23 protein-coding genes and 1 pseudogene are annotated in these 22,391 nt (G+C 64.6%); 16 read left to right on the top strand and 8 right to left on the bottom strand.

All coding sequences use genetic code 11. The annotated features are described in order from the left end of the window. Positions 1 to 48: 48 nt before the first annotated feature. The 4 genes from AC5Y5W_RS01000 to AC5Y5W_RS00985 are packed head-to-tail and all read left to right on the top strand — an operon-like array spanning position 49 to position 4,214. Positions 49 to 816, top strand: a complete 768-nt coding sequence (locus AC5Y5W_RS01000) for an enoyl-CoA hydratase-related protein (RefSeq protein ID WP_500008645.1) — start codon at positions 49 to 51, stop codon at positions 814 to 816. Continuing rightward, positions 813 to 2,429, top strand: a complete 1,617-nt coding sequence (locus AC5Y5W_RS00995) for a class I adenylate-forming enzyme family protein (RefSeq protein WP_500008644.1) — start codon at positions 813 to 815, stop codon at positions 2,427 to 2,429. The genes AC5Y5W_RS01000 and AC5Y5W_RS00995 overlap by 4 nt, the downstream gene beginning before the upstream one ends. Continuing rightward, the gene (locus AC5Y5W_RS00990; protein ID WP_500008643.1) at positions 2,426 to 3,085 is read left to right on the top strand and encodes a nuclear transport factor 2 family protein; all 660 of its coding nucleotides are present in this window, start codon (positions 2,426 to 2,428) and stop codon (positions 3,083 to 3,085) included. Before AC5Y5W_RS00995 ends, AC5Y5W_RS00990 begins: the two co-directional genes overlap by 4 nt. Continuing rightward, the gene (locus AC5Y5W_RS00985) at positions 3,069 to 4,214 is read left to right on the top strand and encodes an acyl-CoA dehydrogenase family protein (RefSeq protein ID WP_500008642.1); all 1,146 of its coding nucleotides are present in this window, start codon (positions 3,069 to 3,071) and stop codon (positions 4,212 to 4,214) included. The genes AC5Y5W_RS00990 and AC5Y5W_RS00985 overlap by 17 nt, the downstream gene beginning before the upstream one ends. On the opposite strand, the gene AC5Y5W_RS00980 is transcribed toward AC5Y5W_RS00985, so the two are convergent. Together AC5Y5W_RS00980 and AC5Y5W_RS00975 are read right to left on the bottom strand one after the other, a co-directional pair. Then, positions 4,175 to 4,786 carry a hypothetical protein gene (locus tag AC5Y5W_RS00980; RefSeq protein ID WP_500008641.1) on the bottom strand — a complete coding sequence of 204 codons (612 nt, stop codon included), beginning with the start codon at positions 4,784 to 4,786 and terminating at the stop codon, positions 4,175 to 4,177. The genes AC5Y5W_RS00985 and AC5Y5W_RS00980 overlap by 40 nt on opposite strands. A gap of 121 nt (positions 4,787 to 4,907) precedes the next feature. Beyond that, entirely contained in the window at positions 4,908 to 5,717 is an 810-nt protein-coding gene (locus AC5Y5W_RS00975; RefSeq protein ID WP_500008640.1) for an SDR family NAD(P)-dependent oxidoreductase, read from the bottom strand. Positions 5,718 to 5,931: 214 nt separating this feature from the next. On the opposite strand from AC5Y5W_RS00975, the gene AC5Y5W_RS00970 reads away from it, so the two are divergent. From AC5Y5W_RS00970 to AC5Y5W_RS00950, 5 genes are all read left to right on the top strand, one after another. Further along, entirely contained in the window at positions 5,932 to 6,546 is a 615-nt protein-coding gene (locus AC5Y5W_RS00970; protein ID WP_500008639.1) for a TetR/AcrR family transcriptional regulator, read from the top strand. Between the two features lie 104 nt (positions 6,547 to 6,650). After that, entirely contained in the window at positions 6,651 to 6,821 is a 171-nt protein-coding gene (locus AC5Y5W_RS00965; protein ID WP_500008638.1) for a hypothetical protein, read from the top strand. Then, complete coding sequence (locus AC5Y5W_RS00960) at positions 6,814 to 7,572, top strand: SDR family NAD(P)-dependent oxidoreductase (protein WP_500008637.1); 759 nt, start codon at positions 6,814 to 6,816, stop codon at positions 7,570 to 7,572. The genes AC5Y5W_RS00965 and AC5Y5W_RS00960 overlap by 8 nt, the downstream gene beginning before the upstream one ends. 35 nt (positions 7,573 to 7,607) lie before the next feature. Continuing rightward, positions 7,608 to 7,904, top strand: coding sequence for a hypothetical protein (locus tag AC5Y5W_RS00955; protein WP_500008636.1), 297 nt, complete (start codon positions 7,608 to 7,610; stop codon positions 7,902 to 7,904). An 89-nt stretch (positions 7,905 to 7,993) separates the two neighbouring features. After that, a complete protein-coding gene (locus AC5Y5W_RS00950; protein ID WP_500008635.1) occupies positions 7,994 to 9,274 on the top strand; it encodes a DUF427 domain-containing protein in 1,281 nt (426 codons plus the stop codon). Between the two features lie 15 nt (positions 9,275 to 9,289). Here the strand turns inward: AC5Y5W_RS00950 and AC5Y5W_RS00945 are convergent. Continuing rightward, a pseudogene (locus AC5Y5W_RS00945) lies at positions 9,290 to 10,116 on the bottom strand (SDR family NAD(P)-dependent oxidoreductase). Between the two features lie 95 nt (positions 10,117 to 10,211). Here AC5Y5W_RS00945 and AC5Y5W_RS00940 point away from each other — a divergent pair. Then, positions 10,212 to 11,069 (top strand): mycofactocin-coupled SDR family oxidoreductase, encoded by an 858-nt coding sequence (locus tag AC5Y5W_RS00940; protein ID WP_500008634.1) that lies wholly within the window; start codon positions 10,212 to 10,214, stop codon positions 11,067 to 11,069. 333 nt (positions 11,070 to 11,402) lie between these two features. Here the strand turns inward: AC5Y5W_RS00940 and purD are convergent, their stop codons facing one another. Continuing rightward, positions 11,403 to 12,671: a phosphoribosylamine--glycine ligase gene (gene purD, locus AC5Y5W_RS00935; RefSeq protein WP_500008633.1), complete on the bottom strand. Its 1,269-nt coding sequence runs from the start codon at positions 12,669 to 12,671 to the stop codon at positions 11,403 to 11,405. 124 nt (positions 12,672 to 12,795) lie between these two features. Here purD and AC5Y5W_RS00930 point away from each other — a divergent pair, with 124 nt between their 5' ends. Together AC5Y5W_RS00930 and AC5Y5W_RS00925 are read left to right on the top strand one after the other, a co-directional pair. Further along, positions 12,796 to 14,037 carry a cytochrome P450 gene (locus AC5Y5W_RS00930; protein ID WP_500008632.1) on the top strand — a complete coding sequence of 414 codons (1,242 nt, stop codon included), beginning with the start codon at positions 12,796 to 12,798 and terminating at the stop codon, positions 14,035 to 14,037. Continuing rightward, positions 14,037 to 14,630, top strand: a complete 594-nt coding sequence (locus tag AC5Y5W_RS00925) for a TetR/AcrR family transcriptional regulator (protein ID WP_500008631.1) — start codon at positions 14,037 to 14,039, stop codon at positions 14,628 to 14,630. Before AC5Y5W_RS00930 ends, AC5Y5W_RS00925 begins: the two co-directional genes overlap by 1 nt. Here the strand turns inward: AC5Y5W_RS00925 and AC5Y5W_RS00920 are convergent. Genes AC5Y5W_RS00920 through AC5Y5W_RS00905 form a run of 4 tightly spaced genes read right to left on the bottom strand, consistent with a single transcriptional unit; the run spans position 14,627 to position 18,214 of the window. Then, the gene (locus tag AC5Y5W_RS00920; protein WP_500008630.1) at positions 14,627 to 15,058 is read right to left on the bottom strand and encodes a carboxymuconolactone decarboxylase family protein; all 432 of its coding nucleotides are present in this window, start codon (positions 15,056 to 15,058) and stop codon (positions 14,627 to 14,629) included. The two genes, AC5Y5W_RS00925 and AC5Y5W_RS00920, sit on opposite strands and share 4 nt — an antisense overlap. After that, positions 15,058 to 15,915 carry an NAD(P)-dependent oxidoreductase gene (locus AC5Y5W_RS00915; protein ID WP_500008629.1) on the bottom strand — a complete coding sequence of 286 codons (858 nt, stop codon included), beginning with the start codon at positions 15,913 to 15,915 and terminating at the stop codon, positions 15,058 to 15,060. The genes AC5Y5W_RS00920 and AC5Y5W_RS00915 overlap by 1 nt, the downstream gene beginning before the upstream one ends. A gap of 48 nt (positions 15,916 to 15,963) precedes the next feature. Further along, a complete protein-coding gene (locus tag AC5Y5W_RS00910; RefSeq protein ID WP_500008628.1) occupies positions 15,964 to 16,713 on the bottom strand; it encodes an SDR family oxidoreductase in 750 nt (249 codons plus the stop codon). 34 nt (positions 16,714 to 16,747) lie between these two features. Then, positions 16,748 to 18,214, bottom strand: coding sequence for an aldehyde dehydrogenase (locus tag AC5Y5W_RS00905; protein WP_500008627.1), 1,467 nt, complete (start codon positions 18,212 to 18,214; stop codon positions 16,748 to 16,750). 186 nt (positions 18,215 to 18,400) lie between these two features. On the opposite strand from AC5Y5W_RS00905, the gene AC5Y5W_RS00900 reads away from it, so the two are divergent. The 4 genes from AC5Y5W_RS00900 to cyp51 are packed head-to-tail and all read left to right on the top strand — an operon-like array spanning position 18,401 to position 22,391. After that, positions 18,401 to 19,012, top strand: coding sequence for a TetR family transcriptional regulator (locus AC5Y5W_RS00900; protein WP_500008626.1), 612 nt, complete (start codon positions 18,401 to 18,403; stop codon positions 19,010 to 19,012). Then, the gene (locus AC5Y5W_RS00895) at positions 19,009 to 20,211 is read left to right on the top strand and encodes a cytochrome P450 (RefSeq protein WP_500008625.1); all 1,203 of its coding nucleotides are present in this window, start codon (positions 19,009 to 19,011) and stop codon (positions 20,209 to 20,211) included. Before AC5Y5W_RS00900 ends, AC5Y5W_RS00895 begins: the two co-directional genes overlap by 4 nt. Beyond that, positions 20,212 to 21,030 (top strand): SDR family oxidoreductase, encoded by an 819-nt coding sequence (locus tag AC5Y5W_RS00890; protein ID WP_500008624.1) that lies wholly within the window; start codon positions 20,212 to 20,214, stop codon positions 21,028 to 21,030. Beyond that, positions 21,027 to 22,391 (top strand): lanosterol 14-alpha demethylase, encoded by a 1,365-nt coding sequence (cyp51, locus tag AC5Y5W_RS00885; RefSeq protein WP_500008623.1) that lies wholly within the window; start codon positions 21,027 to 21,029, stop codon positions 22,389 to 22,391. Before AC5Y5W_RS00890 ends, cyp51 begins: the two co-directional genes overlap by 4 nt.

The following is a 22,391-nucleotide window of genomic DNA, read 5'->3' as shown; positions in this document are numbered from 1 at the left end:
CCTGCTAAAGTGTCTAGCGTCGTTAGGCGGTCGAGGCAGGGGACTTTCGTGGATTTGAGGCGAATACTGTTCGACGTCAGCGACCATGTCGCGACGATCACGATCAACCGGCCGGACCGGCTCAACGCCACCGATGACCTGACCCGCACTGAGCTGGGTATGGCGTGGGCTCGCGTGCGCGACGACTCGGACATCCGGGTAGCCATTATCACCGGCGCCGGCGACCGCGCGTTCTGCGCCGGCCAGGACATCCGTGCGACCGCCGAAGGCGGAATCCGCAACAAAGTGCCCGGTTCACGCCTTCACCACAACGTATGGAAGCCGGTTATCTGCGCGCTCAACGGGATGGTCGTCGGCGGCGGACTGCACCAGGTCGCCGATGCCGACTTGATCATCGCTGCCGAGCACGCCGAGCTGATCGATACCCATCTGAAAGTTGGCAACGTATTTGCACTCGAGCCCGCGGTCCTGCTGCGCCGGATGCCGTTGTCGATGGTGATGCAGCTGGCACTGATGACCAAAGAGGGACGCATTACCGCGCAGCGAGGCTACGAGATCGGGCTCATCAACGAGGTGGTACCCGCGCCGCGGTTGCAGCAGCGTGCGCGCGAGATCGCGCTGTCGATCGCACAGCTGTCACCGGCCACCGTGCAGGCGTCGATCAAGGCGATGTGGACCAGCCTGGACGTCGGCCTGCACGCCGCTAACGACGTCGCGTATCGCTATGTGCTGCAGCATCAAATGACGCACCCCGACTACCGCGAGGGAATGGTCGCTTTCGCCGAGAAGCGAGAGCCGCGATGGGTTGTCGATTGAGGACATTCGCCTACGACCCCCTCCCCTATCAGCCGGTGATGCCGAAAATGCTCGCCGAAGTGGTTGCCGCGCATAACCACAGCGAGTTCATCGTCTCCTCGGTGGGCGACGGCACCGATCAGCGGATCAGCTATGCACAGGCCGACACGCGATCTGCCGAGATGGCCCGCAGACTCATTGCGGCCGGGGTGACCAAGGGCACGCGCGTCGGGATACTCGCGCCCAATGGTCCAGATTTCGCCGTGGCCTTTCTGGCGACGACACGCATCGGTGCGGTGGCAGTGCCGATCAACACCTTCTTCCAACCAGCCGAACTGGCCTGGCTGTTGCGCGATGGCGACATCCATACACTGCTGTCCGTCGACACGCTGCTCGGCAAAGACATCCACCAGCGCATCGTCGACACCATCGGCGGACCGACGAACGCCGACGGAACGCTCTACCTGGAACGCGTTCCCCAGCTACGCAAGGTCTTTCGGCTGGGTGAACCCGACCCCGGCTGGCCCGAACCGGCGTCGGAGTCCTTTCTGCACGCATGCGAAGCGACTGTCCGCCCAGCCGACGACCTGATGGTTATCTACACGTCGGGCAGTACATCGGATCCCAAAGGAATCATCCACACGCACGCGACGGCGATCGCTCACTCGCGGTTCATCGCCGGCCAGCACGGATGGGAATCAACCGACCGCGTCTACGTCCCGATGGCATTCTTCTGGGTGGGTGGACTGGTATTCGGTCTGCTGGGCCCGATGCAGCTCGGCGTGACGATATTGACCGAGCACCGGTTCGACGCCGGCGATGTGCTGCGCTTGCTACAGGCCGAACGCGCCACGTATGCAACCGGTTTCCCGCACGTCGGGCCCGCGCTTACCAACCACCCCGATTTCGCCTCGACCGATCTGTCCGCTCTGCGCGAGGGCTATCAGCAGGTGCTGTTGACGCCGGACCGCCGCGCCGACGATCCTTCGCTTCGCGTCGCTCAACTCGGCATGACCGAGACCTGCAGCTCCCATACCTGGTGGCCGCCACACGAACAGGTGCCCGAATCCAAACGGGGATCGCTGGGCCTCTCCGCGCCCGGCTACCAGCACAAGGTCGTCGACCAAGTCGGCGACGAGGTGCCCAACGGCACCGTGGGTGAGATCTGTGTTCGCGGTCTCGCAATGATGCGCGGCATCGTCGGGCGCCAGCATTCGGAGGTATTCGACGCCGACGGCTGGTATCACACCAAGGACGCAGGCTACCTTGACGACGACGGGCACCTGTACTTCACCGGCCGTATCGACGACATGATCAAAACGTCCGGGGCCAACGTCGCGCCGATCGAGGTTGAGGCTGCGATCGGCAGACTCGAAGGCGTCCGGATTGCTTATGTCATCGGAGTTCCCGACCCGGACAAGGGCGCGGTTGTGGGCGCCGTTGTCGTACTCAACGAAGGTGCGAGCGCCGCGCCCGACGAATTGGTCGCCGCTTGCCGCAAAGAGTTGGCCGCATACAAGGTGCCCAAGAGGTGGGTAATCCTGCCCGACGCCGACGGGCTGCCCTACACCACGACGAACAAGATCGACAAGGCCCGGCTGACCGCGCTGGTTTCGACGGGACAACTGTCGTGACGTCGCTCGCAGACCTGCAGGCACGCCTCGAACGCCTGGAAGCGCTCGACGAGATCCGTCAGCTGGCCGCGAAATACGCTGTCGCCCTGGACATGCGCGATCTGGACGCGTTGGTGAACCTGTTCGTCGACGACGTGGGCGTGCCCGGCAAGCGCAGCGGCCGCGCTGCCCTGCGCGCCTGGTATGACACCGAACTGCGCCACGACCTGTTGGGCAGCACCCACGGCGTGCTCGGACACATCATCGACGTCCACGACGCCGGCCGTGCCACCGGACTGGTCTATTCGCGCAACGACCTGGAAACCGAGTCCGTGTGGGTCATAGAACTGCTCGCCTATCTCGACAGCTACCAGCGCCGTGAAGGGCGCTGGTACTTCGCGCGGCGCGTCCCATTGTTCTGGTACCAAACCGATATCACCGATCCGCCGGTCGGCCCGCAAAAGATGCGCTGGCCCGGCTCGGCCCGGCACGACGGCGCTTTCCACGACGCGTTCCCGTCTTGGCAGGAGTTCTGGGTCGCCGACCCCGGCCGCCTGGACACCCCGGTGCCGGCACCCGCTCCCGTCGGCGCGTGGCTGCGTACCCTGCGGCGGAATGCAGACGCTCCTCGGGTAAACCCGACCGGACGCGCCGAGACAGATGAGCGAGATCCGTGAGATGGCCAGCACCGCTGAGGGTTTCGTCCTGACCGATGAGCAACTCGAACTGCGCCGCACGGTGCGCTCATTTTTCGAGCTCAAATCGCAAGAGGCCGAGGTGCGCCGCGTCATGCAGACGCCGGAAGGTTATGACGCTGCCGTGTGGCGGCAGATGGCCGAACAGCTGGGGCTGCACGGTCTGGCCATTCCACAAGAGTTCGGGGGCACCGGTTTCGGCTTCGTCGAACTCGGTGTGGTTCTCGAGGAGGCGGGCCGCGCACTGTTGCCAGGTCCGTTCTTCGGCTCAGTGGTGTTGGCCGGCAACGCCCTCATGCAGTGCGACGACTACGAAGCTCAAGCCCATTACCTTCCCGGGATCGCATCGGGAGACACCATCGCCACGCTGGCGCTAACCGAAGGGTCCGGCCGCTGGGACGCTGAGAGCATTCAGCTTCGGGCACGGCGCCAGGGGGAAGCTTGGATCCTCAACGGCACCAAGATGTTTGTGCTCGACGGATACATCGCCGACCTCGTGTTGGTTGCCGCGCGCACCGATGCCGGCGTCTCGTTGTTCGCCGTCCGGACGTCCGATGGCCTGACCCGACGGACGCTGTCCACGCTGGACCCCACGCGACGTCAGGCGCGCCTCGACTTCTCCGACACCTCGGCAGAGCTGATCGGCAGTGACGGCGCCGCCTGGCCCGTACTGTCCCGCGCATTGGACATCGCCGCCGCGGGTCTGGCCGCAGAGCAGGTAGGCGGTGCCCAGCGCTGTCTCGACCTGGCGGTCGACTACGCGAAGACGCGCCGCCAGTTCGGCAGGCCGATCGGCTCCTTCCAGGCCATCCGGCACAAGTGCGCTGACCTGATGTTGGATGTCGAATGTGCCCGCGGGGCAGCGCAATACGCATTACATGTGGCGGCGAACCTCTCCGAGGAGCTACCCGCCGCCGCGTCGTTGGCCAAGGCGTACTGTTCGGACACCTACGTCCGCGCCGCGGCCGCCAACATCCAGATCCACGGTGGGATCGGCTTCACCTGGGAGCATCCCGCCCACCTGTACTTCAAACGGGCCGAGTCATCCGGGCACCTGCTGGGCGACGCCGCTTACCACCGCCGGTTGCTGGCGGATCGAATTGGGATCTGATCACGTCCTTGCCGGGGACGCGTGCAAGTCCACGCTGCCGTCACGGCCGCGGGTTCGCAGGTACTGCGAAAGTTCTCGGAGGTACAGACCGGACGGGTCGGCAACCCGGTGGCCAAAAGTGCGTGTGCCTTGAACACACGAGCAGCAGCGCTTAGCCGATGAGCGGCATCATGTAGTCGCGGGTCGCCCGCCAGCACGCTGGGGGCGCCCCACAACGTCAGCTCCGACCGGCAAGCGCCCAGGGCGGCGTCGACGATGTCGCCAACCCCAGCCTCCTGCGTCCACGCCTGCGACGCCACTGCGACCTCGCGCGCCGGCGGGCCCTCAGTGAACCGCTCCAGGGCTGTCACCAGCGGCATGGCGCGCACACCCAAGATGCGCAGTGCCAGCGCCGCGTCATCATCGACGACCCCCACGGCCACATCCCAACCCTGGGCGGCCCGGTCAAACAGCCAACCACCGGCCGATTGCACTAAATCAGCGGTGCTGTAGGCGAGAACGTCGAGCCGAAATTCGAAGCCCTCGTCCCGGTCGCGCGACCATCTGGTATCGATTTCCGTGGCAACGGCCATGTTGGACCTCCCGCCTTTACCGCCCATCTTCAGGTAACAGTAGCGGAACAACTAGACAACGTATGTTCAGTTGGTTTCCGGCTTTGCCGGGCGCCGCCGGGCCACTGAACCGAGTGCGCGCCTAGAAGTCGGTGCCCCCGTCGATGTTGATTGTCGCGCCGGTCAGGTACGCGGCCCGATCGCTGAGTAGAAAAGCAATCAGCTCACCGGCCTCGTGCGGGCGCCCGCCGCGGTCGAGTGCCACCCGCATGTTCCACGCCGGGTTGCTCGCCAGATGCGTATAGATGGCATCTTCGAGCGGAACGTCGTACTGCTGCGCCCGCTCAGCGCGGATAAAGTCATTGACTTCGGTATCGAAGAGACCAGGGCACACAGTGTTTACCCGAATCCCGTCTTTCCCGTGGGTTTTGGCCAGGATCTTCGACATTGTCAGCACCGCCGCCTTGAGTGCGTTGTAGGGCGGGATCAGGATCTTGGGCGCCCGCACCGAATAGGCGGCCGTGGTCACCACCGTCCCGCCGCCGTTGCGCGTCAGGTGGGGGATGATCGCGCGGCAGGAGCGCACTGTAGCCATCAAAATCATCTGGTAGTACCAGTCCCACGAGTCATCGCCGTGCTCCAGAAACGGGCCCTGCTGCTTCATCGGGCCGGCGGTAACGGCGAGGCCGCGCAGTGGTCCCAATTCGTCGGCGGCCCGCTGAACCGCGCGATCGACGCCGTCACCGGGCGCGGCGGCGTCGACGCTGATGCCCACAGCGCGCACACGAAACCGGTCGGAGAGCAGCTTCGCCTTGTCTGCGGCGCGGTCGCCGTCGCGCGCCAGCAGTGCGATATTGGCGCCATCGCCGGCAAGCTGCTCGGCCGCGGCGAACCCCATACCGGTGCTGCCGCCCACGATCACGAAATTGCGTCCGCGCAGCCCGAGGTCCAACTCCGCTCCTCCTCGCTTTTGGTGTAGTTCGCCGACTCGGCGGATCGAGGATAAGTTGGCATATTGAACAATAGAACGCAATATGTAGCGGTGATTAACCAGCGGGCTCCGTAAAAATGCAGTTCAGCTTGCCGGGTGTGCCGGATCATCGGAACAGCCGGTGTCGCGCGTACCATGGGGGACTTGACAAACTGATTTCGCGGCGAGGAGCGACATGTCGACTGAGCGAGTCACAGCCGAGCTCAACGACCATCAAGATGAGTTCGACCGCCGTGACCAGATTCTCGAGGCGGCGAACGAGTGCTTCACGCAACTCGGGATCCAGCGCACCAGCGTGCAGGACGTCGCCCGGATGGCCGGGGTGTCACGCGGCACCGTTTATCGCTACTTCGAGGACCGCAACGTCCTGATTGACGCGGCCATCGAGTTCGGCGCGCAAAGGTTCTACCAGCAAGTCGCCGCCGCCATGGCCAAGAAGTCGACCTTAGCCGAAAAGGTCGGCGCAATGGCCGAAACCCACGCCACCATCTTGCTCGAACACCGGACGAGGAACCGGCTCATGGCCGACGACGCCGAGTTGATGCGGCACATGGTCTCCGACGGCGACACGGCCGTACGGCGCACAACAGCGTTCCTGGTTCCCTATGTGCGCGAGGCCCAAGAGCGCGGTGAGGTCGGGGCGAGTGTCGACGTCACCGCCGCCAGCGAATGGCTCGCGCGGATCATCTACTCGTTTTCCACGGTCAATGAGGCGCAGACGTTCGACATGTCCAAGCCCGCGACTGTGCGCCGGTACGTCGAAAAATTCGCAATCAACGGTCTGCGCTGACCTTGTTCCCCAAATGGGGGCAACTGAACAGTCGATGTACTATTGTTCCCTCATGGCCGGATGACGTTGGATTTTCCCCACAGGTCACTCGACTCAGGAGATCCATGTCACGCGTTTGGCGCGAAGAACGATTGCTCATCGACGGACGGTTGGTCGCCGCTGACAACGGTTCGGCAGATATGGACACCGCCATCGCGGCAGTGCGCCGGGCTTTCGACGAGACGGGCGTCGTGACAGCGCAGCGCGCTGTGGCAGAAGGGGATCCTGATGGGTGAACGATCCCTGGCAGGAAAAAGGGTGGTCGTGGTCGGCGCGTCCGCCGGCATCGGCCGGGCGTTCGCGGTCAGGGCCGGCAAAGAGGGTGCCCGGCTCGTCGTCGCGGCCCGGCGGCAGGATCGCCTCACCGAAGTCATTCAGCAGGCCGGCGGCGGATCTGCGGTAGTCATGGACATCTGCCTACCATCAGACTGCCTTCGGGTCGCCGAGGCGGCTGGCGAGGCGCTTGGCCAAATCGATCTGCTGCTGATCTCAGCCGGCTATGCGCCGCTGAAGATGTTCGCAGACACCACCGAGCAAGACCTGCTGGAAGTCTTGCAGACCAATGCGATTGGCGTTCACGAAGTGATCCGGGCCTGCTTTCCTTTGCTGAGCCCAGCGGCGATTGTCGCCGTGTTGTCGTCGGACTCAATTCGCGCCCCGCACATCGGCCTTGGCGCTTACTCGACCAGCAAGGCGGCACTGGAACGGCTGCTCGCCTCGTGGCGACTGGAGAAACCGGGCTACCGGTTCAGCTGCGTGGAAGTCAGCGGCACCGTTCCGACAGAGTTCACCTCGGCGTTCGATCCCAACCTGTTGGGCAGTGTGTCGGGCGAGTGGATCGCGCGGGGCCTGGTCCAACAGAACCTGATGACCCCCGAGGGCGTCGCCGATGTCTTGGCCGGGATCTATGCCAGCGCCGCCGATTACCCCGACATCGGTCTGGAGCACATCGTCGTCAAATCGCCATCCGCCCCGATGCGCCCATGACCTTGCTCGTCGCGTGAGAGGAAAGGGGCACAATAGTGATCAAGAACGGCACCCGCCTACAGAGCCAGGTCGACGACACACAAGTCATCGTTGTCCGGAGCGCAGAAAGCCTGAGCGATCTGCGTTGTGGCGGCGCACCGATGGTGCCGATCGGGGCCGCGCGCTGCGGCGAACTGGATCCTCGATATTCGTCTGGAACGGTGATGGGTAAGCGTTACACCGATGAGACATGCGCCGAGGTGTTGGTCACCAAGGCGGGCGCGGGAACCCTCACCGTCGGTGAGTCGCCGCTGAATCTCAAAGAGGCCAAACCCCTTCCGGCCAGCGACTAGGCTGCGGCGACGACCACTGTCCTGGACACTGGCGCCACCGGAAGGGCTAGCATAGCCGGTCGGCCCGCACTCGATAGGAGGCCCATTCGATGACTACGCAGGTCAAGTCGGCGTGGCCGTCGCATCCCGACTACCGAATCGGGATTGCACCGTGCGCGCATGTCGGGCAGGTCTGGCTCGGCGACCGCCTGCTGGCTGAAAGCGAGAATTGTCTCGTCGTCACCGAAACCGATCATGTTGACCGGCTGTACTTTCCAGAGCCCTCCGTCAACTGGGCGTTGTTCACCGCGACGGAGCACACCACCGTATGCCCGTTCAAGGGCCGAGCGTCGTATTGGAGCCTGACGGGTGCCGGACCGGCGATGCCGAACGTGGTGTGGACATATCGCTCTCCCCTGCCGGAGGTCGCCGGCATCGCGGGACACGTGTCGTTTTACGACGACGCGCTTCGAGTCGTGTTGCGGGAACGCTGGCCCGACGGCACCGAGGTTGCGGCGAAATTCCCGCTCTGGGGCGACGCCTCCGAATTGTTGCGGCTCGTCGACGTCGAGCAGATCGATGATCGGCGATTTGTCGGGCCTGCTCACGGGCCGACCCACCGTGACGTGGTGGAAGGCGGGCAGTTATTGGCCGAAGCCATCGTCGCCACATCGAAAGCTGTCCCGCAGCAGCGGGTCACGTCGGCGTCGATGATCTTCACCAAAGCCGCCTCGTTCGGCGCACCCGTCGATGTCGCGGTCGAGGTACTGCGCCGGGGCGGGACCTTCTCCACAGCGGAAGTCAGGGTGTCTCAGCACGGCTCCCTATGCGGCGCCGCCATCCTGCTGTGCGACTCGGGCGCGCCCGACGTGATCCGCGGCGCTGTCGCGATGCCCGAGGTTCCCGGACCCGATGCGGCCGTCCCGTTTGCGGGATTCGGGATGACCGGACGAGACATCCGGGTGGTCGATGCGGCCTACGATCCCGATCCCGACCGCGTCGGCCCACCCGAGATCAACGCCTGGGCGCGGTACCGCGACGCGCCGACTGAGCGCTACCTGCACGCTGCGCTGCTGGCTCAGTCGACCACGCATTGGACGATTGCTGCGGGGATGTTGCCGCATCATGGATTCGGCGAAGCCCGGGCTCACCGGAGCTTGTCGACCGGAATCATGAAGGCCACCATCGCGTTTCACGACGATGTCGATATCACCGAATGGCTGCTGTACACGAATCGCGCGTTCTGGTCGGGCCAAGGCCTGGTGCAAGGCGACGGCAAGGTGTTCGCCCGCGACGGCCGGTTGGCAGCGTCGTATGTAATCCAAGCGATGGTGCGGGAGTTCCAACGCGAGCCGGCGGCGATGGGGCATGACAGCCGCACGGTTATGTGATCCGGCCCTGCCGATCTAGTTGGCTTGGCGGTTGACAGGCGTTGCGTTGCCCAAAATGTAATGTTCCCCGTCAGGGTGGTGATACCAGCCACCGGCGGCGGCAGTACCACCATCCACGTGCAAGGTTTGGCCGGTGACATACGAGCTCAACCCGCCGGCCAGGAAAACCGCGGCACTGGCCATCTCGTCGACGTGGCCTGCGCGTCCGAGCGGGACCATCAGCTTGGCGTTCTCCGCCCCGGCTGGCGCCATCGTGGCCAGGCTCTCCGTCAACGTGAAGTCTGGCGCCAAGCAGTTGACCCGGATGCCGTGCGGCGCTAGCTCCAACGCGGCGGTTTTGGTGAAGTTGACGACGCCCGCCTTTGCCGCCGCGTAGGCCGCGAATCCGGCGCCGCGCGCACGGCTTCGATGGTGCTGACGTTGATGATGCTCCCATTTACTGCGGCGTCAACCATCGCCCGTGCTACGCGCTGGGTGCATAGCAGCACCTGCGTGAGGTTGATCCGGATCAGCGACTCGCATCCGTTGGGCGAGGTGTCCAGCACCCCCGAGCAGAACACGCCGCCCGCGTTGTTCACCAAAATGCTGGGAACCCCGAGCTTTTCTATCGTTTGGGCCAGCGCGGCGTCGACCTGGTCGTGATCTCGCACGTCGGTGACACATGCGAGCCCATCGATCTCGTCGGCAACCGAAGTTGCGGACGGCTCGCTCCGCTCCCAGATCGCCACTCGTGCGCCAAATTCCGCGAAGGTGGCAGCGATCGCACGCCCGATACCAGCCCCTCCGCCGGTCACCACAGCTACCCGACCGTCGAGGGACACCGCATCACGACGCAGCACCATTGCTCCCCTTGACTCCGCGCATGACAGATTAACACTGAGTGTTCTATTATCCAACGATCGCTTCGCAATACGCAGACGGACCGCATGGAGGGTACATGAATCGCCTGAAGGGCAAAGTCGCCGTCATCACCGGTGCGGGCCGCGGCCAGGGCCGCAGCCATGCCGTGCACCTCGCCGACGAGGGTGCCGACATCATCGCCCTTGACATCTGCGCTGACATCGACTCTAACGAATACCCCCTGGCGACACCCGCCGATCTCGACGAGACCGCCAAGCTGATTGAAAAGTCCGGGCAACGAGTGGTGACGGCGGCGGTCGACGTCCGGGATCGAGCGGCGCTGAAAGTCGCCCTCGATGACGCCGTGGCCCAACTCGGTGGTCTGCACGTCGTGGTCGCCAATGCCGGAATCTGCCCTCAAGGCAAGCACATTCCCTTCCGGGGATTTGTCGACGCCTTCGATGTCGACTTCGTCGGGGTCGTCAACACCGCGCACCTGAGCCTGGACCATCTGACGGCCGGCGGGTCGGTCATCGTCACCGGGTCGATTGCCGGATTGGTCGAGCAGAAGGACCTCGCTTCAGGTGGTGGGCCCCAGGGGCCCGGGGGAGCCGGATACGGCATGGCAAAGAAGATGGTCCGCGAGTACACCAAGGCGCTGGCGCTGACGATGGCGCCGCACCAGATCCGGGTCAACGCCGTGCATCCGACCAGCGTCAACACCGACATGCTGCACAACCTGCCGATGTATCGCGTCTTCCGCCCCGACCTGACGGAGCCGACCCGCGAGGACGCCGAAGTTGTCTTCCCGATCCTGCAAGCGATGCCGATCCCTTACATTGAACCCGAGGACGTTTCACACGCCGTGGTCTACCTCGCGTCGGATGAATCCCGTTATGTCACAGGCCAACAGCTTTTTGTTGACGGCGGCGCCGGGATGAAGTTGGGCATGTAAATCGACTCTGCCCAAAGCGGGCCAAGGCCGTCACGAGCCCTCTCTGCGTGATGCAGGTCTAGGATCGGGCATGACCTTCGAGTGGCATCGCAGACGCATGGACCTACCCATCCGGACGCAACGGGCTCTTAGCCGCAAGGACTCAACGGCCTTCGCAGCTACCACAGTGGTGCCGCCGATGCGGACCCGCGGCATTCGACGGATGACATGCAGCCGGTTGCGATAGGTCGCCAGCGTCAGCTTGGGTTGGTTCCCGTTGTACTCGATCCTCGTCACCTCGCCGACCCGAAGACCACGTCACTTCACGTTGGCCGCCGCGCGCGCGAAGTAGTGCTAGACCCAAATCTTCCCTTCCGCGGCGGCAAGACCGATGTCGGTGCGAAAGTGACCGCCGGGCAACCGAATTGAACCCAAGGTGGCGTAGACGGCTGCGCGTGCGGCGTCCAGGTCGGCGCCGGTGCGCACGACCGAAAGAACCCGGCCACCCGACGAGACCACCGCGCCGTCGTCGCGGCGGGCCGTTCCGGCATGCAACACGCCGTCGGCGTCCGCCCCGACGATGACGTCGCCGACCCGCGGCCGGCCCGGATAATTCTCCGCTGCCAACACCACCGTCACCGCCGCACCATCCCGCCAGCGCAGTTCCTCGAAGCCAGCCAGCTCACCGGTGGCTGCCGCATAGAGCAGTTGCCCCAACGGTGATTCCAGCAGCGCCAGCACCGATTGCGTCTCCGGATCCCCGAAGCGGCAATTGAACTCGATCACCGCGGGCCCGTTCGCGGTGATCGCCAGACCGGCGTACAACAATCCCGTGAAGGGGCTTCCACGCCGGACTAGTTCCGCCGCAACGGGTTCCACGATACGGTTGACCATATCGCGGTAAACGTCGTCGGACAGCCACGGCAGCGGCGCATAAGCGCCCATGCCGCCGGTGTTGGGCCCGGTATCGCCGTCACCGACTCGTTTGAAGTCTTGCGCGGCCAGCAACGGGACCACGGTTGTGCCGTCGACCACGCAGAACAGCGAAACCTCGGGGCCGTCCAGGTAGGACTCCAGTAGCACCGGGTGCCCGGCCTCCAGCAGCCCGGCGGCGTGGGCGCGCGCGATGCTGCGGTCCGCCGTGACCACTACGCCTTTACCGGCCGCCAACCGGTCGTCTTTGACAACCCAGGCTTGGTTGCCGGCCGTCGGCCCGAACCGATCCAGTGCCGCATCCAAATGCGCGGGGTTATCCACGATCTCACTCGAAGCCGTGCGCACGCCGGCGGCAGCCATCACGTCTTTGGCGAAGGCCTTCGAGCCCTCGATCCGGGCCGCGTTCTTGCTGGGGCCGAAACAGGCGATGCCCGCGTCACGCAGGGTGTCGGCCACCCCGAGCACCAGTGGAACCTCCGGGCCAATAACCACCAGGTCGGCCGCAACCTGCCGGGCCAGCGCGACGACGTCGTCGCTGGAAAGGATGTCGACCTGGTGCTGGTCGGCCAGCGCAGCGGTACCGGCGTTGCCCGGCGCAATGGCCAGCGCGTCAACCTCGGGGTCGTCGCGGAGCGCCAAGAGCAGCGCATGTTCACGGGCACCTGAACCGATCACCAGGACACGCACGAAAGCTCACCTTAGCCGAGTGACATGGACCCGCCCGACCGGAATCCGATGGCCATACACTTGACGCTCGAGTGTATGGTCTAGTACAAATGTGGTTCACGTCACGCAAGAAGGGTGGTGCCAGGTGACCACGACACAAAGTGCCTGTCCGTTCGGGGCCAGCTTCGACTTCACGGATCCGGACGTCCTGCTGCGCGGGATCCCGATCGCCGAGTTCGCCCAGCTGCGCAAGACCGCGCCGGTGTGGTGGAACGAGCAGCCGCCCGGCGCGACGATCTTCGACGACGGCGGCTATTGGGTGATCAGCAAGCACCAGCACATCAAGGACATCTCCCGGGACAACGATGTCTGGTCAACCAATGTGAACGGTGCCGTGATGCGGCTACCCGACGGCACGACGCGCGACCAGTTGGAGCTCACCAAGGCGCTGCTGATCAACCACGACCCACCGGAGCACACCCGGCTGCGCAAGCTGGTCTCTCGGTTGTTCACCCCGCGGGCGGTCGCGGTCCTGGAGGAGAAGCTGGCCTCGGCGGCCCACGACATCGTCAAGACCGCCGCCGAGAAGGACAGCGGCAACTTCGTCGACGACATCGCGATGGAACTACCGTTGCTTGCGATCGCGGATCTGATCGGGGTCCCCGAAGACGATCGGGAAAAGTTGTTCCACTGGACCAATGCGATCATGAACACCGACGACCCGGACTTCGAAACTGATTACACGATGGCCAACGCCGAGCTGATGGGCTACGCCTACACGATGGCCGAGGAGCGCCGGCGCTGCCCGGCCGACGACATCGTCACCAAGTTGATCGAGGCCGACGTCGATGGGGAGTCGTTGGGCGAAACGGAGTTCGCGTTCTTCGTGATCCTGCTGGCGGTGGCCGGGAACGAGACCACTCGTAACGCCATGACGCACGGGATCAATGCCTTTGCCGAAAACCCGGAACAGTGGGAGATCTTCAAGCGCGACCGGCCCGAAGCCGCGGTCGACGAGATCGTGCGCTGGGCGACGCCCGTGCATTGTTTCCAGCGCACCGCCAAAGTGGACACCGAGATTGGCGGCGTGGCGATCAAACAGGGTCAGCGTGTCGGCCTGTTCTACAGCTCGGCCAACTACGACGAAGACGTCTTCGACAAGCCGTTTGAGTTCAACGTTCTGCGCAACCCCAACCCGCATCTGGCATTCGGCGGACAAGGAACGCACTACTGCATCGGCGCAAGCCTGGCCCGCATGGAGATTCGGCTGATTTTCGACGAGATCGCCAACCAGATACCGGATATCACCAAACTGGCAGAGCCCCAACGGCTTCGGTCCGGCTGGATCAACGGCGTCAAGGATCTGCGCGTCTCCTATCACGGCTAGTGCGCACGCACGGCTGGGGCGGCGCAGCCCCGACTAGCGACGAGGAGGCCGTCGCGCGGATCCTGGCCGCAGCGAGCCAGGCCATCGATGCGCGCGGCGCCGACATCAGCATCGCCGATGTGGCCCGCACGCTGGGTGTGACGCGACAAACCGTCTACCGCTACTTTCCGAGCACCGACGCGCTGCTGGTCGCGGCGGCCACCGAGGCGGCGACCGGCTTTCTGGACCGGTTGGCGGCGCACTTGTCGGGCATCACCGACCCGGTGGACGCGGTAACCGAAGGAATCGCCACCGCCCTGGAGTGGCTACCCAGCGACAAACACATCGGCCTACTGCTCGCCCGCGACCGTGGCAACGCATTCACCGCTGATGTCACCTCGGAGGTGGCGCTGCAATTCGCCGACTCGATGTTGCGGCGATTCGATGTCGATTGGGCCGCAGCGGGTTTGACCGACGACGACTTGACCGAACTGGGCGAGCACCTGCTGCGGATCATTCAGTCGTTCGTGATCGATCCCGGACGTCCGCCCCGGCGCGACGGCGAGTTGCGCCGATATCTGCGCCGCTGGGTGGGCGCGACGGTGCCGGGTTAGCCCTTTCCCTGGTGCATCCGCACCGCGTCGTCGACGTTGGCCTTTTTGTCCTCGGAGGCGCCTTTGGCGGCGGCCTTCTTGCGCTTTGCCACGATGGTGTCGACCGCGCCGTTGAGCCCCGAACCCAGCGGGAATCCGAGATAGTGAGTCAAAAAGACCGCCATCTCCTTCAGTTCGGTCTCGGTGAGCTCTTCATTGAGCAGTGCGGCGTTGATCTGGATCTCGGCCAGGTCGCGGCTTCCGATTGCGGTGACCGCCGTCAGCGTCATGATGCGCTTGTCGCGCATCGACAATCCGGGCCGGGTCCAGATGCTGCCGAACAAGTGATCGACGGTCAGATCGAAGTACGCGTCGCCCTCGATGTTGGGCATTTCCCAGCCGTAAACCTCGTTCATCTTCTCAAGGCCCTTGCGGCGTAACTCGTCCATTACGTCTCTTTCTGTACGTGCGGTACTCCAAGACCCACCGCCAGTTGCTCAAGTGCCAACTCGGCCAGTGGTAAGTGGACCGACAACGCCGTGCCTAACGCCAGCGCGAGGCCCAGATCCTTTTCCCCGAGCCCGCGAGTATGGAGAAAACCCTCGTAGAGGAAGTGGTCCGGGTCAAGAGTTATCGTGTCGTCGCGATACATGATCGCCCCGGGACCGCCGGTCAGCTTGTCGGTGTGGCGTACCACCTTGCCGAGATCCTGCAAGTTCAGGCCGCTGGCCTCGGCTAGCTTCCACGCTTCGCCTACGGCAGCGTAAGAGGTGAACGTCAACATGTTGCGGGCCAGCTTCATTCGGGTGCCCGCACCCGGCTTCCCGGCGTGGATGACCATTGATGCCCATTGCTTGAACGCCGGTTTGATCCGCTCGTACACCTCGCGTTCGGCGCCCACCATGGTGGCCAGTTCGCCCTTCTCGGCGGCACCAGCGCCACCACTGACCGGGGCGTCGACGATGTGAATGTCTTGCGGCTTCAGCTCTTCGGCCAATTCGACAGCTGTTGTGTCACTGATCGTCGAGTGGATCGCGATGACGGTACCCGGCTTTGCGTTGGCAGCCAGCTCGGCGACGACCTCGCGGACCTGCTCGTCGTTGAGCACGGTGACGCTGATGAGATCGGCGGCCGCGATGTCGGCCACGCTGTCGGCCAATGTGGCGCCGGCCTCGGCCAGCGGTGTCATCGCTTCGGCCCGCACGTCAAAGACCGTGAGCCCGCCGGGCCAGTCGACCAGCCGCTTGGCCATCGGCGCCCCCATGTTGCCCAGCCCGATGTAGCCCAGCTTCACATCAGCGCTCATGGCGCCGCTCCTTCTCATCGCTCCGCTCTGCATCGTCGCCGGCGCGGCTCATGATCGGAAAATCTGTCCGCCGTCGACATTGAAGATCTGGCCGGTGATCCAGGAGGCCTGGTCGGATAACAGGAACAGGCACATGCCGACCAGATCATCGGGAGTTCCCATCCGAGACAGCGGGAGGCCCTTGACGATATCGTCGACGATCTCTTTGGGAGTCGTGGTCCGGTTGGCCTCGGTGTCGATGGGGCCCGGCGCAATGGCGTTGATCCGGATGTTCTGTCCGCCCAGTTCCCGCGAAAGTTGCTGCGTCAAGCCATTGATACCCACCTTGGCCAGGCCGTAGAAGTTCGAGTACAGCCAGGCAGCGGTGGACGATTGGTTGATGATTGCGCCGCCACCGCGCTTGGCCATCTTCTTGTACACCGCACGGGTGCACCACAGGGCGCCGTCGAGGTTGACGCTCATGAACTTCTTGTAGTACTCGGGATCAATGGTGAGCAGGAAATCCAGCTTCATGCCCCCGAATATCGCGGCGTTGTTTACCAGGTAGTCGATACCGCCGAGCTCGGACAGCGTGCGGTCGGCCATCGCCTTGGCCGAAACGGGGTCGGAAACGTCGACGGGAATGCTGATGGCTGTGCCGCCGTCGGCGGTGATCTGCTTGGCCACGCCCTCGGCGGCCTCGGCATTGATGTCGGCCACGACAACCGCTGCACCTTCACGCGCCAGCGCCTCGGCATACGCCTGACCGATGCCGCCACCGGAGCCGGTGACGATGGCCACTTTGTTCTCGAATCTCATTGTCTTCCCTTCGGCCGAGTGGCCACTTATCAAGTCAGATTCCTGTTGCAACGAGCTTGGTCTCGAGATACTCCTCGAAGCCCGCCAGGCCCATCTCGCGGCCGTTACCGGACTGCTTGTAGCCGCCGAACGGTGCATCGGCCGAGTACCAGACACCGCCGTTGACGGTGACCGTGCCGACCCGCAGGCGCGATGCCACCGCGACGGCGCGGTCCGGGTCGGCGCTGACCACGGTGCCCGACAGTCCATATGGCGAGTCGTTGGCGATCCGCACCGCGTCGTCGTCGCCGTCGTGGGCGATGACGGTGAGCACCGGCCCGAAAATCTCCTCGCGCGCCACCCGTGCGTCGTTGCCCAGCCCGGTGATCACCGTCGGCTCGATAAAAAAGCCGGCGGTCCTGTCTGCCGGTCGGCTGCCACCGCACGCGAACGAACCGCCTTCTGCCACAGCCAGATCCAGGTAGCTTTGTACCCGGTCGCGCTGGCGTGCCGAAATCAGCGGACCGCAGACGGTCCCCGGATCGGTCGGATCGCCGGGCTTGATCGACGACATGGTGCCCGCCGCGATGGCGACCGCCTCGTCGTAGCGGGCTCGCGGCACCACCAGCCGGGTGGTGATCGCGCAGCCCTGCCCGGCATGCATGCAGGCCGAGAACGCCGACACCGAAGCGGCGCCGGCCATGTCGGCGTCGTCGAGCACGACAAACGCCGATTTGCCGCCCAGTTCCAGGAAGGCCTTCTTGATGGTGGCGGCAGCGTCAGCCATCACGCTGCGGCCGGTGGCGGTCGAACCGGTGAACGTAACCATGTCCACCCGCGGGTCTTTCGCCAACAGCGCACCGACGCTGTGGTCGCTGGAGGTGACGATGTTGACCACACCGGGCGGAAAGTCGGTGTGCTCGATGATGAGTTCTCCCAATACCGCTGCGCACCATGGGGTGTCGGGGGCAGGCTTCAACACGACGGTGTTGCCCGCGGCCAGCGCCGGCCCAAGCTTGGCGAGGTTGATCTGGTGCGGGAAGTTCCACGGAGTGATGGCGCCGACCACGCCGACCGCTTCCCGCGCGATCGTGCGGCGGGTGGGGATGCCCATTGGAGACGCCTCGCCGAGATCCTGGTGCCACGGGTAGGACTCGGCGGTGTCCGCGCTGAATGCGAGGTCGTCGACCGGTCCTTCGAGTTGGGCGCTGGAGGTGAGCATGCGCGGCGCCCCGACCTCGGCCATCGTGATGTCACGCAGTTGCTCGACGTGTTCGCGCATCGCGTCGCGCAATTGGCGCACGCACCGCACGCGCAACTCGGTATTGCGTGACCAATCGGTCTCGTCGAAGGCGCGGCGCGCCGCCTCGACGGCTCGGCCCATGTCGTCGGCATTGCCGTCGGCCGCCGTTCCCAACAATTCCTCGGTGGCCGGGTTGATGGTCGGGAAGGTGCCGGCGCTGCCGGGCGCCAACTTGCCGTCGATGAGCAGAGCGCTGACGCCGTCGGCCAGTAATGCCATCGTTTAATACCGCCTTCTACGGTGGACAGTTGTCCGGAATAATCCAGTCGAACCATAGCGGTCCGGCTGCGCAGGGTGCAAGGGTCGGCTGGGCGCGGCGATCGCGCCGCGGCCCTGCAGCGCGCTATGCAGCGGTTTTACTGCACGGGCTTGCCTGATGGCGCGTCCATCGGATAACTTGGACAAGTGTCCAGCGATGCAGTGGTAGCGATCACGCCGGATCGTGACCGCCAGTCTGGGGAGACGCCGCGCAACCGTCGGCAAGAAGAAACGTTCCGCAAGGTCTTGGCCGCCGGGGTCGAAGTCCTGCGAGAGAAGTCCTACGCCGATTTGACCGTCCGCGCGGTGGCCGCGCGGGCCAAAGTGGCCCCGGCGACGGCGTACACGTACTTCTCGTCGAAGAACCATCTGATCGCCGAGGTCTACCTCGACCTGGTGCGTCAGGTGCCCTACTTCACCGATGTCAACGATCCGATGCCGGTGCGGGTGGACAAGGCGCTGCGGCATCTGGCGTTGGTCGTCGCCGACGAGCCCGAAGTCGCGGCGGCATGCACGACGGCGCTGCTCGGCGGCGGCGCCGACGCTGCGGTCCGTACCGTGCGCGATCGCATCGGCGCGGAGATCCATCGCCGCATCACGTCGGCGATCGGCCCGGATGCCGATCCCCGCACGGTTTCGGCACTCGAGATGACTTTCTTCGGCGCGCTGGTCAACGCCGGCAGCGGCGCCTTCACCTACCACCAGATCGCCGATCGGCTGGCCTACGTGGTGGGTCTGATCCTGGGAGAAAGCTCATGACTGTCGAGACGCCCGAGTTGGTGCTCGATCCCTACGACTACGACTTCCACGAAGATCCGTACCCCTACTACCGACGACTCCGGGACGAAGCTCCGCTGTACCGCAACGACGTGCTGAACTTCTGGGCGTTGTCGCGCCACGGCGATGTGCTACAGGGCTTCCGCAACAGCACCGCGCTGTCGAATAGCTATGGCGTGTCGCTGGATCCGGTTTCACGCACCCCCGACGCGCACAAGGTGATGTCGTTTCTGGCGATGGACGATCCCGGCCATCTACGGCTGCGCACGCTGGTGTCGAAGGGGTTCACCCCGCGCCGGATCCGTGAACTCGAACCGCGGGTGATCGAGCTGGCGCGCATGCACCTCGACACCGCGTTGCAGTCCGAAAGCTTCGACTTCGTCGCCGAATTCGCCGGCAAGCTGCCGATGGATGTCATCTCCGAACTGATGGGCGTGCCCGAACCGGACCGTGCCCGCATCCGCGAGCTGGCCGACGGCGTGATGCACCGCGACGACGGTCTGGCCGATGTCCCGGCATCGGCGATCCAAGCATCGGCCGATCTGATGGTCTACTACGCCGACATGGTCGCCCAGCGTCGCAAGAAGCCATCGCAGGACTTGACCTCGGCACTACTGGAAGCCGAGATCGACGGGGACCGCCTCAGCGACCAGGAGATCATGGCTTTCCTGTTCTTGATGGTGGTCGCCGGCAACGAGACAACGACCAAATTGCTGGCCAACGCCGCGTATTGGGGTTTCAAGAATCCTGACCAGCTGGCGAGCGTCTACTCCGACCATTCGAAAATCCCGCTGTGGGTTGAAGAAACACTGCGCTACGACACCTCGAGTCAAATCCTGGCCCGCAGTGTGGCTCATGAGTTCACGCTGTACGACACCACGCTGACCGAAGGCGATGTGCTGCTGCTGCTGCCGGGTTCGGCCAACCGTGACGACCGGGTTTTCGACCAGCCCGACGAGTACCACATCGGCCGCGAGATCGGCTCCAAGCTGGTCAGTTTCGGCAGCGGCGCGCACTTCTGCCTGGGCGCACATCTGGCCCGGATGGAGGCGCGAGTAGCACTTACCGAACTGTTGAACCGGATCAGCGGCTATCAGGTGGACGAGGCGAACGCCGTGCGCGTCCACTCCAGCAACGTACGCGGATTCGCCTGTCTGCCGATCACCGTGGAGACCATGTAAATGCCTCGCTTCCAACCCCATCCGACACGTCGGCCCGCCATCGTCGCCGGTGCATCGTCCGGCATCGGCGCCGCCACCGCTATCGAGCTCGCCGGTCGCGGCTTCCCGGTAGCGCTGGGCGCCCGCCGTGTCGAGAAATGCCAGGAACTGGTCGACGAGATCCGGGCACAAGGCGGAGAAGCCGTCGCGCTGCACCTCGACGTCACCGAGCCCGAGTCGGTCAAGGGCTTCGTCCACCAAGCGACCGAACAGCTCGGCGACATCGAGCTGCTGGTCACCGGCGCCGGTGACACCTTCTTCGGCCGGCTGGATGAGATCAGCACCGACGTCTTCGAATCGCAGGTGCAGATCCACCTCATCGGCGCCAATCGGTTGGCCACCGCGGTGCTGCCTGGAATGTTGGAACGCCAGCGCGGCGATCTGATTTTCGTCGGGTCCGACGTCGCGCTGCGCCAGCGTCCGCACATGGGCGCCTACGGAGCGGCCAAGGCAGCGTTGCTGGCCATGGTGACCAACCTGCAGATGGAACTGGAGGGCACCGGGGTGCGCGCCTCGATCGTGCACCCGGGCCCGACGAAGACCGGCATGGGCTGGAGCCTGCCACCCGAATCGATCGGGCCGATGCTGGAGGACTGGGCCAAATGGGGCCAAGCCCGCCACGACTACTTCCTGCGTCCGGCTGACCTGGCCCGCGCAATCGCGTTCGTCGCCGAAACACCGCGAGGTGGGTTCGTCACATCGATGGAGATTCAACCCGAGGCGCCGCTGTCCAGCGCGCCCGTCGAACGCCAGCAACTGAAGTACCCGGAGGAACCGTGACCAGCCAAGAGCTCAAAGACGTTCCACGTGTATCCGGCGGCCAGGAGGAGCACGGCCACCTCGAGGAGTTCCGCACCGATCCGATCGGGCTGATGCAACGCGTCCGCGACGAATGCGGCGACGTCGGCTGGTTCCAGTTGGCCGGCAAGCAGGTGGTGTTGCTCTCCGGCGCGGAGGCCAACGAGTTCTTCTTCCGGTCCAGCGACGACGACCTCGACCAGGCCGAGGCGTATCCGTTCATGACACCGATCTTCGGCAAAGGCGTGGTGTTCGACGCCAGCCCCGAGCGGCGAAAAGAGATGCTGCATAACTCCGCGCTGCGCGGCGAACACATGAAAAGCCATGCCGTCACCATCGAGCGCGAAGTGCGTCGGATGATCCAGAACTGGGGTGACAGCGGAGAGATCGATCTGCTGGACTTCTTCGCCGAGCTGACCATCTACACCTCGACCGCCTGTCTGATCGGTCCGAAGTTCCGCGAGCAACTCGACTCCAGGTTCGCCCACCTCTACCACGAACTCGAACGTGGCACCGACCCGTTGTGTTACGTCGATCCGTACCTGCCGATCGACAGCTTCCGTCTGCGCGACGAGGCTCGAATAGGCTTGGTGGCGCTGGTTCAGGAGATCATGAACGGCCGAATGGCCAATCCGCCTGCCGACAAAGCGGATCGGGACATGCTCGACGTGCTGGTGTCCATCAAGGACGACGACGGCAACCCGCGGTTTTCCGCCGACGAGGTCACCGGGATGTTCATCTCGCTGATGTTCGCCGGTCACCACACCAGCTCGGGTACCGCGTCGTGGACGCTGATCGAGTTGATGCGCCACCCGGCTGTCTACGCCGACGTGATCAAGGAACTCGGCGAACTCTACGCCGACGGCCAATCGGTGAGTTTTCATGCGCTGCGCCAGATTCCGCGGCTGGAGAACGTGCTGAAGGAGACATTGCGGCTGCATCCGCCGCTGATCATCCTGATGCGAGTGGCTCAGGGCGAATTCGAGGTGGAAGGCCACCCGGTTCACCGAGGCGATTTTGTTGCCGCCTCACCGGCCATCTCCAACCGGATCCCCGAGGACTTCCCCGACCCGAACGACTTCGTGCCCGAACGTTATGACGAGCCACGCCAGGAAGATCTGATCAACCGCTGGACCTGGATTCCGTTCGGCGCAGGACGACATCGGTGCGTGGGGGCGGCATTCGCCACTATGCAAATCAAGGCCATCTTCTCGGTGTTGTTGCGCGAGTATGAGTTCGAGATGGCCCAGCCGTCGGATAGCTACCGCAACGACCATTCCAAAATGGTGGTGCAGCTGGCCCAACCTGGCAAAGTGCGCTACCGCCGCCGCGCCGGGGACTGA

The organism is Mycobacterium sp. NGS51, assembly GCF_059812525.1.
Note: the sequence above shows the minus strand (reverse complement) of the source record. Positions and strands in the feature narration are given on the sequence as shown.